This is a genomic window from Mesorhizobium sp. M7A.F.Ca.US.006.01.1.1 (assembly GCF_003997935.1).
Classification (GTDB): Bacteria; Pseudomonadota; Alphaproteobacteria; order Rhizobiales; family Rhizobiaceae; genus Mesorhizobium.
Genome location: NZ_RZQL01000239.1, coordinates 1 through 10,660, shown reverse-complemented (window position 1 = coordinate 10,660; position 10,660 = coordinate 1). Strand labels below are relative to the sequence as shown.

Annotated in this window: 10 protein-coding genes; 1 reads left to right on the top strand and 9 read right to left on the bottom strand. The window is 63.9% G+C overall.

What is annotated here, in order from left to right:
- Nucleotides 1-794: 794 nt before the first annotated feature.
- The 9 genes from EN943_RS29865 to EN943_RS29825 all read right to left on the bottom strand — a co-directional run bounded on the left by EN943_RS29865 (nt 795) and on the right by EN943_RS29825 (nt 10,018).
- Entirely contained in the window at nt 795-1,025 is a 231-nt protein-coding gene (locus tag EN943_RS29865; RefSeq protein ID WP_027161998.1) for a hypothetical protein, read from the bottom strand.
- 240 nt (nt 1,026-1,265) lie between these two features.
- On the bottom strand, nt 1,266-2,342 hold the full coding sequence (locus EN943_RS29860; RefSeq protein ID WP_013525219.1) for an ABC transporter ATP-binding protein: 1,077 nt from the start codon (nt 2,340-2,342) through the stop codon (nt 1,266-1,268).
- Complete coding sequence (locus EN943_RS29855) at nt 2,339-3,139, bottom strand: ABC transporter permease (protein ID WP_064994959.1); 801 nt, start codon at nt 3,137-3,139, stop codon at nt 2,339-2,341. The genes EN943_RS29860 and EN943_RS29855 overlap by 4 nt, the downstream gene beginning before the upstream one ends.
- Before the next feature lies 1 nt (nt 3,140).
- Nucleotides 3,141-4,001 carry an ABC transporter permease gene (locus tag EN943_RS29850; protein WP_027161996.1) on the bottom strand — a complete coding sequence of 287 codons (861 nt, stop codon included), beginning with the start codon at nt 3,999-4,001 and terminating at the stop codon, nt 3,141-3,143.
- 59 nt (nt 4,002-4,060) lie between these two features.
- The gene (locus tag EN943_RS29845; protein WP_127367630.1) at nt 4,061-5,065 is read right to left on the bottom strand and encodes an ABC transporter substrate-binding protein; all 1,005 of its coding nucleotides are present in this window, start codon (nt 5,063-5,065) and stop codon (nt 4,061-4,063) included.
- Nucleotides 5,066-5,124: 59 nt separating this feature from the next.
- Nucleotides 5,125-6,594 carry an aldehyde dehydrogenase gene (locus EN943_RS29840; RefSeq protein WP_127415724.1) on the bottom strand — a complete coding sequence of 490 codons (1,470 nt, stop codon included), beginning with the start codon at nt 6,592-6,594 and terminating at the stop codon, nt 5,125-5,127.
- Nucleotides 6,595-6,604: 10 nt separating this feature from the next.
- The gene (locus EN943_RS29835) at nt 6,605-7,642 is read right to left on the bottom strand and encodes an LLM class flavin-dependent oxidoreductase (RefSeq protein WP_127415723.1); all 1,038 of its coding nucleotides are present in this window, start codon (nt 7,640-7,642) and stop codon (nt 6,605-6,607) included.
- Nucleotides 7,639-9,438 carry an alpha/beta fold hydrolase gene (locus EN943_RS29830; RefSeq protein WP_127415722.1) on the bottom strand — a complete coding sequence of 600 codons (1,800 nt, stop codon included), beginning with the start codon at nt 9,436-9,438 and terminating at the stop codon, nt 7,639-7,641. Before EN943_RS29830 ends, EN943_RS29835 begins: the two co-directional genes overlap by 4 nt.
- Nucleotides 9,431-10,018, bottom strand: coding sequence for an amino acid synthesis family protein (locus tag EN943_RS29825; RefSeq protein WP_027161992.1), 588 nt, complete (start codon nt 10,016-10,018; stop codon nt 9,431-9,433). Before EN943_RS29825 ends, EN943_RS29830 begins: the two co-directional genes overlap by 8 nt.
- Nucleotides 10,019-10,150: 132 nt before the next feature.
- Here EN943_RS29825 and EN943_RS29820 point away from each other — a divergent pair.
- A partial coding sequence (locus EN943_RS29820; protein ID WP_164778451.1) for a GntR family transcriptional regulator occupies nt 10,151-10,660 on the top strand: 510 nt, incomplete at its 3' end.

Genomic DNA, 10,660 nt, shown 5'->3' with positions numbered 1-10,660 from the left:
GTTCGTAGACGATGTGACGCCTGCCGTCCGAGCCTGGAATCACATGCGGGGGAGCGATGATCTCCGCAACGAGTGGCGTGAGCTTCGGATTGTCGCTGGCAGCGTGCACCCCGGATGGAAATGTTGCCAACAAAAGCACAAAGGTCGAAAGGAGCCAAATTGGAACCCGCATTCGAACGCGCCTCCTCTGCACACGCTGACTTTGCGACGCGAGGGTACGACAATGAAGGCCGGGAGCCAAGGTGGCGTGCGGCACATGGAAGATTCACCGAACCTGGCGCAACCGCGGCCTCAAGTGTTATCGTTTGCATGTCTGGTTTACGGGAACTTTGCGGGCCTCTGATGACAGTTCAAATCAGCCGGCCACCACAGCCAGGGGACAGGATGTGATTCTGTCGTCCCTGCTTGCGAGTACATTCAACAGACGAACTCGGTAGCAGCGGTGAATTGGCGGTAGCCCTCTACCGACTCGAACCCCCATAAATGCTTGGATCAAGGTTGCACCACAGCGGATCCAAAACACCCCGACCTCCTCGAGAAGGGCCCGCATCTCGACGGGAGCCGCAAGACAGAAAGTTCGAAAAGCTTCTAGGAAACCCAAGCAGACTGAACGGCGCTGCGGACAATGAGGTTTACGAATACACCGGCGAACATTCGCATTGGGGCGGTCAATATCGTCGGCAGAAGAGCGTCCGAAAGGGCTACCGGCGGCTCCCTCGTAGGAACGAAAAAAGAAGAGAAGCAGAACTTTCTTGTGCGTTTTTTGCACACAATGTTCCGTAACCTGATTATAGTCAGGTATGCAAGACGCCAATGTCATCCTCGACCAGATGTAGGTTGACGCTGCTCAGCTCCGAGGTCGCGCGTGCGCCCTGGTCCTTGAGCAAATGCGCGAGCTGAGCGACGATGCAGTCGCGGCGTCTCACGACGTCCAGCTGTTCGCGGCGATCCTCCACCTGCATAAACGCCTCGGCCGATCGCAGCAAGAGCGGCCACCGCACGCGCTCGGGGTAGAGGTGCCGCATGCATAACGCGCAGGCCAGGGACACTGGTCGGCGGGGTGTTAAGGGACTGCAGACCAGCAGGCGTGCGATGGCAACCGAACAGCTTTCCAGCCAGAGGCGTCTGACCCTCTCGCTAGGCCGTAAGCAACTTTGTTTGGCAGATAAGGGGCTTGAAGCGGACTGACAGCTTCTAAGCGCGCATTTTCACAAGCGGACTTTCTTTCCGCAACGGAATCGCTTTGACATGCGCAATCCCGGCCATCAGGCCGGGAACAGGAACGCCGAAGCGGGATCGAAAAAGATGCGCTGACCTGATGTGGCGGTGCCATCGCCCACCTCTGCGTCAGAGGTTGGCCTGACGTCGATCTCATCTCCGCCGGCCGTGCGTGCCACGACCCGCCGTCGGTCGCCGAAGAAGGCGGTATCGACGATCTCGACGGCGAGTGCCACGCTTGTCGGCGTAGGCGTCAAGCGGAAGGCTTCCGGGCGCACCATCAGCCGGACGTTCTGGCCTTGGCCGAACGACGTTGTCGCCTTGACGCCGGTCACGATCGAGCCGCCGGCCAGGCGGATCGTCGATGCGCCATCTGCGGTTTGCAAATGCTCAGCCGGCAGGAAATTCGAGTTGCCGATGAAGCCGGCGACGAACTCGCTCGCCGGCCGGAGGTAAAGATCCTCGCCAGTACCGATCTGTTCGATGCGGCCTTCCCTGAACAGAGCGATGCGATCCGAAAGATGCAGCGCCTCCTCCTGGTCGTGCGTGACATAGAGGATGGTGACGCCGGTCTCGCGGTGGATGCGGCGGATCTCGGCCTGGATCTCCTGGCGCAGCTTCTTGTCGAGCGCCGACAGCGGCTCGTCCATCAGCAGGATCGGCGGGTCGTAGGCGAGCGCGCGGGCAAGCGCCACGCGCTGCTGCTGGCCGCCCGACAGCGCGCCCGGATGGCGGTCGGCGAAGTTTTCGAGGCGCACCAGCGCCAGCATGTCGGCGACCTTGCGCTTGATCTCGCCATCCGGTCGGCGGCGCACGCGCAGCGGAAAGGCGACATTCTCGGCGACACTCAGATGCGGAAATAGCGTGTAGCGCTGGAAGACCATGCCGATGTTGCGCTTGTGCGACGGCACCGAAAGCAGCGACCTGTCCTCCAGGAGCACATCGCCCGAGCTCGGATCCTGGAAACCGGCGATGGCGTAGAGTGTCGTCGACTTACCGGAACCCGACGGGCCAAGGAACGTCAGGAACTCCCCCTTGGGCACATCGATGGTGACGTCATGGACGGCGACGAAGGCGCCGAACGTCTTTCTCACCGCGCGTATGGACAGGAATGGCCGGGTCATCTTGACATTTTCCTGCGAAGGAGTGCGGTCACGATCATCAGGCACAAGGTCAGGCCGACAAGCAGGCTGGAGGCGGCGGCGATGACCGGGCTGAGGTCGGCGCGCAAGCTGCCCCAGATCTTGACCGGCAAGGTCTGCAAGGTCGGGCTTGCCATGAAGATCGCCACCACGACCTCGTCCCATGAGGCCAGGAAAGAGAAGATCGCCGCGGAGAAGATGCCGATCCTGATCGACGGCAAGGTGATCCTCAACCGTGCCTGCAGCGGGCTGGCGCCGCAGACTATGGCCGCGTCCTCGATGGATTTGTCGAAACCCTCTAGCGCCGCAGTGATCGGGATAATGGCGAAAGGCAGCGCCAGGATGGTGTGGGCGATGACGAAGCCGACCGTGGTGCCGGCAAGGCCGATGCGCAGGAAGAAGGCGTAGATGGCGATGGCGAACACGACGACTGGCAGCACCATCGGCATCAACAGCAAGCCGCGCAGGACCTGGCGTCCGCGAAACTCACCCCTGACCAGGCTGAAGGAGGCGAACAGGCCGATGACGACGGCGAGGATGGCGGCCATGGCGGCAATCCGGACACTGGTCAGCGCGGCATCGATCCAGGTCGGATCAGCCAGCAACTGCTGGTACCATTTCAGCGTCCAGCCGGGCGGCGGGAAGGCGAGCCAGCGCGACGAGCCGAACGACAGGAGCACGATGAAGACCACCGGCAGCAACAGGAAAGCCGCCACTGCCGCCGTGAAGCCGACAAGTGCCACGCGCAGCCATCCGAGCCGGTCATAGTCGAGCAGCATGTCAGAGCCCTCCGCCGGCGCGCCTGGCGCCGACCAGGCGAAGCTGGATCGCGTAGAGCGCCATGGTGACGACAAGCAGGACGAAGGCGGCCGCACTTCCAAGCCCCCAGTTGAGCAGCGACTGCACCGTCTGGGCGATCATCTCGGCCAGCATCATGTTCGATGTGCCGCCAAGCAGGGCAGGCGTGACGAAGTAGCCAAGCGACATGACGAAGACCATCAGCCCTCCGGCGGCGATGCCGGGAAGCGACAGCGGCAAAAGGATGCGGCGGAAGGCCTCGGACGGGCTTGCGCCGCAAAGGGCGGCCGCGCGCAGCGTCATAGGGTCGATGGCGCGTAAAGTGCCGACCAGCGGCAGGATCATGAAGGGCAGCATGATGTACACCATGCCGATGGTGACCCCGGCGAGGTTGTTGATGAGCGGCAGCGGCTCATGGATGATGCCCAACCCCATCAGCGCCCTGTTGATGACGCCGGTGCGTTGCAGCAGCACCATCCACGCATAGGTGCGGGTGAGAAGGTTCGTCCACATCGACAGAATGATGATGCCGAAGACGATCGAGCCCGGGGCCGGCGGCATGATCGCCAGCATCCAGGCAACAGGGAAAGCCACCAGGATGGTGACGGCTGTGACGACCGATGCGACCAGGAAGGTGTTGAGGAACACCCGCACATAGGTGTCGCTGCCGAACAGCGCCGCGTAGTTCTGCAAGCCGGGTTCGGGATCGGTGACGCTGCGCAGCAGCAGGGCAACCACCGGCACGATGAAGAACAGGCCAACCAGAAGCAGGGCCGGCAAGGCGCTGCCGCTGCCGGCTGGCAGGCCGGCAACCGAGCTGCGTCTGAAAGAACTTCCCTGCATCGAGCGGTCCTGTCTCAAAACGGGGCGCGCAAGCTGCGCCCCGTCGGTCTGCAACGGTGTTACTTGGTCTGCCAGGCATACCAGCGCGCGGCGATCTCGTCGCGATGCTCGGCCCAGTAGTTCATGTCGAGGTTGATCTGGCCGTCGACATGGGCATCAGGCAGGGCCTTGACGGCATCGGCGGGCATCTCCGCCTTGGCCTTGGTGTTGATGGGCGCATAGCCGCTTGCCTCGGCGAATTTCGCCTGGCCGGTCGGGCTGGTGGCGGCGGCGAGGAACTTCATCGCGCTGTCCTTGTTCTTGGCGCCCTTCGGCACGACGAGCACGTCGGCGGCGGTGAGGTTCTGCTTCCAGGCGACGCCGACGTCGGTGCCATCCTGCTGGAGGGCGAAGACACGCCCGTTCCACAACTGACCGAAGGCAGCCTCGCCGGAGGCAATCAGCTGCTGTGATTCAGCGCCGCCGCCCCACCAGACGATATCGGATTTGATGGTGTCGAGTTTCTTGAAGGCACGATCGAGATCAAGCGGATAAAGCTTGTCCGCCGGCACGCCGTCGGCCAGCAAAGCGATCTCGATGACGCCCGGCGCCGACCATTTGTAGAAGGTCCGCTTTCCGGGAAACTTCTTGGTGTCGAACATGTCGGCCCAGCCGGTCGGTTCGCCCGAGACGGCGCCCTTGTTCCAGGCGAGCACGAAGGAGTAGTAGAAGCTGCCGACGGCATGCTCATTGCTGAAACGCGGGTCAAGATCGGCCTTGGGCACGACCGCATAGTCGATCGGCTCCAGCAGCCCGTCCTTGGCGGCCTTTATGGCGAAATCCATTTCCACGTCGACGACATCCCAGGTGACATTGCCGGCGTCGACCATGGCCTTGAGCTTGCCATAGTCGGTCGGTCCGTCCTGCAGCACCTTGATGCCGGAGCTGGCTTCGAAGGGGGCTGCCCAGGATTTGGTCTGCGCTTCCTGCGTGGTGCCGCCCCAGCTGGTGAACGCCATCTCATCGGCCTTGGCGGCGGTTGCCGTGAGTAGCCCGGCCAGCAGGCCGGTCAAAATCAGTTTCATGTCATTCTCCTCTGTTGGTCTGTTCTTGTTTTTCTCAGTGCACCTGCGTCCCGCGGTTCTCAGCGCATGACGAAGGGATCGGGGATCGGCTCGTCCGAGGTGTTGATCCAGACGGATTTCGAGCGTGTGTAATCTCTGATGGTGTCGAGCCCACCCTCCCGGCCGAGCCCCGACAGGCCGTAGCCGCCGAAGGGAACGAGCGGCGATACGACGCGATAGGTGTTGACCCAGACGACGCCGGCACGGATGTCGCGCGCCATGCGGTGCGCCCTAGCGAGATTGCTGGTGAACACGCCTGAAGCGAGGCCGAAGGGCGTGTCGTTGGCGAGCGCCAGCGCCTGCGCTTCGGTGTCGAAGGCAAGCACGCTGAGCACTGGCCCGAACAGTTCCTCGCGCACGCAAGGCAGGTCGCTGGCGCCGGCATCGATGATGGTCGGCGCATAGTAGAAGCCGCTGCCGGCTGGCCTTGTGCCGCCGGTGACCAGCGTGCCGCCCCCGGCGACGCTTTCCGCGACAACTTTCTCGATCCAGTCGCGCTGACGCAGCGTGGCGAGCGGACCCATTTCGGTCGCCGGATCCTGCGGATCGCCGATGCGGATCGCCTCGGCCTTGCGCTTCAGGCGGGCGAGGAATTCATCCTTGACCGAACGCTCGACCAGCAGCCGCGAGCCGGCGACGCAGCTCTGGCCGGTCGCGGCAAAAATGCCGGCGACCACCGCATTGGCGGCGCTGTCGAGATCGGCGTCGGCAAAGACGACGACCGGGCTTTTGCCGCCGAGTTCCAGAGTGGTGTACGCAAGGTTCTCCGCCGTGTTCCTGACGATGGCACGCGCCGTCGAGGGACCGCCGGTGAAGGCGACTCGCGAAACCAGCGGATGGCTGGTCAGGCGCCGGCCGCAATCATGGCCCCAACCGGTGAGGATGTTGACGACGCCTGGGGGAAAGCCAGCCTCATGAACCAGTTCGGCAAAAGCGAGCAGCGGCCCCGGGCCATCCTCGGAGGCCTTGAGCACGATGCTGCAGCCGGCGGCGAGCGCCGGACCGAGCTTGACGGCCGAGAGGAAGAGCTGCGAATTCCACGGAACCACCGCGGCAACGACACCGATCGGTTCGCGGCGGATGGTGACGTCGAGATCCGGCTTGTCGATCGGCACATGCGCGCCTTCGTGCTTGTCGGCAAGCCCGCCATAATAGCGGTAGTAGTCGCCGACATAGGCGATCTGGGCGCGGGTCTCGCGGATGATCTTGCCTGTATCGCGGGTCTCGAGCTCGGCAAGTCGCCCAGCATTGGCGGCGACGAGGTCGCCCAGCTTGACCAGCAGCTTTCCACGCGCCGTCGCGGTCATCCTACGCCATGGGCCGGAACGCAGGGCGCGGTGCGCCGCCTCGACGGCGCGGTCGACATCGGCTTCGCTCGCCGCCGGCATCCTGGCCCAGGCCGCCCCGGTCGACGGGTCGACGCTGTCGAAAGTAGCGGACGGTTCGTCGAAGCGGCCGTCGATGAAGTTCCTGAAGGGGGCGTCGGTCATGGGCTCGCGATCAAAGGAAGGCCGGCATCACCCGGTCGATGAACAGTTGCAGCGATTTTTTCTTGTGCTCGTGCGAAAGCCCGCTGTCGATCCAGATCGAATACTGGTCGTAGCCGAGTGCCTCATAGGTCTTCAGCCGGGCGATGACCTCATCGGCCTCGCCGATCACCAGGTTCTGCCTGATCTTGTCGGGCGCGTATTGCGGCATGGCCGCGATCTCGTCCGGCGTCAGCGGCTCCAATATGCCTTGATGCACTGGTTTCTTGTTCTGGAACCAGGCGCCGAACTGGCAATAGAAAGTCGACAGGTCCTGCGTCAGGCGATCGGCGTCAGCCGCGTCGTCGGCAACGAAGGTGTGCATCAAAAGCATGATTTCCGGTCGTTCGATCTCGGGATGCGCGGCGCAGGCGGCGTTGAAGCCCTGCATCAGGCTCGTCACCTCGTCATCGCCGGAAGCCAGCGGCGTTACCTGGACCTTGCATCCGTTGGCGACGGCGAAATCGTGCGAGTTCGGGTCGCGGGCCGCCACCCAGATCGGCGGGTAGGGTTTCTGCAGCGGCTTGGGCGAGGAGGTGGTGGCGGGGAATTGCCAGAACTCGCCGGAGAGTTCGAAGTCGCCGTCCCATAGGCCGCGGATCGCCGGTATGATCTCGCGCATGCGCTGGCCGGCGCCCCAGGCGTCAAGACCTGGGAAGATGCGCTGATATTCATAGCTGTAGGCGCCGCGCGCGATGCCGATGTCCAGCCGGCCACCGCTGATGACGTCAGCCATCGCCGCTTCGCCGGCAAGCTTGATCGGGTGCCAGAAGGGCGCAATCACGGTTCCGGTGCCGAGGCGGATACGGCTGGTCTTGGCGGCGAGATAGGCGATGTTGATGAAGGGATTGGGCGAGATGGTGAATTCCATGCCGTGATGCTCGCCGATCCAGGCGGTCTCGAAGCATGCCTGTTCGGCCATCAGGACCAGTTCTTCGAGCTCGGTCACAAGCTCGGAATGCGGCTTGGCCAGATCCGACCGTTCCATATGCACGAAGAGCGAGAATTTCATCCGTGGGCACCTGTATTGACGGTGGAAGCGCTGGGTCTGGCGAGCGGCCGGACCTCGCCTTCGACATCGTTGCCGACATAGACGCCGAATGCATCTACCGAGCATTCCCTGATATAGCGCGTGAGCATCGAGCGGATCGCCGGATCGGCGATCTTCAATCCTTCGATCGCGTCGATCTCGATGAGCCGAATGCCGCGATCGCTGGAAGCGGGCACGTCGAACGTGCCGCGATAGTAGACATGCGTGCGCGAAACAGGTCCGGCGTCGTCCCAGACGGCGAACAGGAAACCGAGCTGGGCCTCGATGGCCTTTGCCGCAAGCAGTCCACGCAGACTATTGCCATCGCCTGCCGAACCCAACCCTCGGCCGCGCGGCAGTTCAAAACCGTCCGTCGTTTCCACGAACAGGATCCGGCCACCATTTTCGAGGATGGCGCCGACATCGGTGCCGGGCTGGGTGGCGGCCAGCGCGTCCTGGCTGAGGCCGGGTGCAACATAGGCGCCGCGGTAATAGCCGAGCGGCTGCGCGGAATTGTGCTCGAAATCGCGGACGCGGCCGATGAGGATCGAATGATCACCGGCCTCGACCAGCCGCTCCATGTCGCAGTCAAAGGACGCGACGGAGCCGTCCAAAACGGGACTGCCGGTCCTTCCCGGCCGCCATGCTACGGCGGCGAACTTGTCGGCGGCTTTCGAGGCGAAGATGCCGGACGCTGCCTTCTGGCCCTCGTTGAGGATGTTGATGGCGAAGCTTTTCGATGTCGCGAAGACAGGATGGCCTAAGGCCTTGTGGGCGATGCAGACCAGCACCAGGGGCGGATCGAGCGACACTGAGGTGAACGAGTTGGCGGTGAAGCCGCGCGGCTCGCCTTCTGGCCCGATGGTGGTGACGATGGTGACGCCGGTGAGGAAGGATCCCAGCGCACGGCGGAACTCGCCGCTGTCGAACCCGGTATTCGCCTCAGCAGTGCCGCTTCGCTCGATCGCTTCGTCCTCCGCGAGGAAGTCAACGATATGGCGCGTGGTGAGGTCCGGCGCCGCGACCGCCATCATGTGCTTCTCGCCCGGCAGCACCGTGCAGCGGCCATGCGGCGCCAGCCGTGCCATCGCGGCCGACATTGCCGGCGAAGAGTTCCTGTCCTCGGAGCCGGTCATGAACAGGGCCGGTACGGCCAGCGTCGGCAGGCGGTCGGCATGATCGCCGTCGGCACGAGCGAACAGGCGGTAGGTGCGGGCATAGCCTTCCGGGTCGACCGCGCTCAGTGCGTATGCCGTGTTCCGCGCTGCCGCCTCCAGCTCGGTCGGCACCGGATCGCCGAACCAGCGCGCAATGGTCTGTGCCGTGCCGGCCGTATCGCTGCGCCCGTTGAGCGCCACCGCGCGCTGGCGAACGGCTTCGGCCAGTTCAGGTGGCCGCCGGAACACGGCATTCAGGGAAACGATGCGGCGGACGCGCTCCGGTGCGCGCAGGGCCAACTCCTGGGCAACGAGCGCACCCATCGAATGGCCGACGACGGACACCCGGTCGAGGCCAAGATGGTCGAGCAGGCGAATGGCCTGGTCGGCGTAGTCGGCCAGTTCCGGGTGCTGCGGCGGCAGTGGCGACTGGCCGTGGCCGAGCATGTCGATCGCGATGACGTCGAAGCTGTCGGCCATGCGTTCGAACTGCGGCTGCCAGATCGCGGCGTTCATGCCGACGCCGTGGATGAACAGCACCGGCGTGCCAGCGCCGGCACGGATGAAGCAGGTGCCATCGAACGTTGTGCCCTGTCGCGCCCAGGTGGAAGCGTCAGCCATGCACGTCCCCAAGCTCCTTGAGGTCCTGATAGCGATCGCCGATACGATGATGCGGGCGACCGCCGATCGACGCACCAAGCGCCACCACCAGTTCGTCCGGCGCCGGCGCATCGCCGATCTGGAAATGCACGGTCAGGTAATGCGAGCGCCGTCCTTCGTCATTCTTGTCCATCAGTGGGATCATGATCGGCGTGTTCGGCCCGCCGCGCAGGTTGGTGAAGGCAAGATAGGTCTTGGCGCCGACGGCGCGGCGATAATGATTGCCAAAATGCAGCGTGTGGATCAGCGCCGAGGCATGCTCGATCTCGCCAGACGTGCCGCAAATGGCTGCCTTGCCATAACCCTCGATCGCGTCGCCGGAACCGGCGATGGCAATGATCTCGCGGGATAGGGTCTCTCCGAGCACAGGCGCACAGTCGCGGATCTCGGGCGACAGATCGTCGGTGAAGCCGCGTCCCGCCCAAGGGTTCGTCAGCACCGCGGCGACGCCGATCAGGCGCAGCGGCCGCGGTGCAGCCTTGCCGCCTTCGATCAGCGTGTTCTCGGTATAAGTCACGATCTTGCGGATGGCAGGCTGCATGGAATCCTCGGGTCGGCGATGCCAGGGACCGTCCGATCTCTGTGTCATCTTATGGTATACCATGCTATGGAGCACCAAGTACCTTGTCAACCGGGCATGGAATCTGTTTTCGTGGCGGTCAGGAGCCAAGACATGCCAGACGACACCCTTCGCATCGACCGCAGCGCCAAGACCTTGAGAACGCTGGCGCTGGAGCGCATGCGCGAAGCCATCATGGATTTCCACTTCCAGCCTGGCGAAAGGTTGGTCGAGCGGCCGCTTTGCGACCAGCTTGGCGTCAGTCGTTCCGTCGTGCGCGAGGTGCTGCGGCAACTGGAGGCCGAGGGGCTCGTGCAGATGATCCCTGGGCACGGGCCGGCCGTAGCCAGGCCGGATCTCGGCCGCACCGACGAGATCTATGAGTTGAGGGCACTGCTTGAAGGCATTGCGGCACGCGCCTGCGCCCTGTCGGCCACCGGCGAGCAACTGGCAACGCTCGAACGCGCGCTGGCGGACTTGTTCGGGGCATGGGCGTCGGCGACGCCGCCGGCAGTGATGCGGGCGACGACGAAATTCTATGAGGCGCTGTTCGAGGCCGCCGACAAGCGTGTCGCCTGGGAAATCGTCAGCGGGCTGAATGTCCGAATCAATCAGCTTCGTTCG

What these genes read in the sequence shown, in the direction of transcription:
- EN943_RS29865 (WP_027161998.1), bottom strand. Translation starts at nt 1,025, where the DNA reads ATGCGGCACCTCTACCCCGAGCGCGTGCGGTGGCCGCTCTTGCTGCGA.
- EN943_RS29860 (WP_013525219.1), bottom strand. Translation starts at nt 2,342, where the DNA reads ATGACCCGGCCATTCCTGTCCATACGCGCGGTGAGAAAGACGTTCGGC.
- EN943_RS29855 (WP_064994959.1), bottom strand. Translation starts at nt 3,139, where the DNA reads ATGCTGCTCGACTATGACCGGCTCGGATGGCTGCGCGTGGCACTTGTC.
- EN943_RS29850 (WP_027161996.1), bottom strand. Translation starts at nt 4,001, where the DNA reads ATGCAGGGAAGTTCTTTCAGACGCAGCTCGGTTGCCGGCCTGCCAGCC.
- EN943_RS29845 (WP_127367630.1), bottom strand. Translation starts at nt 5,065, where the DNA reads ATGAAACTGATTTTGACCGGCCTGCTGGCCGGGCTACTCACGGCAACC.
- EN943_RS29840 (WP_127415724.1), bottom strand. Translation starts at nt 6,594, where the DNA reads ATGACCGACGCCCCCTTCAGGAACTTCATCGACGGCCGCTTCGACGAA.
- EN943_RS29835 (WP_127415723.1), bottom strand. Translation starts at nt 7,642, where the DNA reads ATGAAATTCTCGCTCTTCGTGCATATGGAACGGTCGGATCTGGCCAAG.
- EN943_RS29830 (WP_127415722.1), bottom strand. Translation starts at nt 9,438, where the DNA reads ATGGCTGACGCTTCCACCTGGGCGCGACAGGGCACAACGTTCGATGGC.
- EN943_RS29825 (WP_027161992.1), bottom strand. Translation starts at nt 10,018, where the DNA reads ATGCAGCCTGCCATCCGCAAGATCGTGACTTATACCGAGAACACGCTG.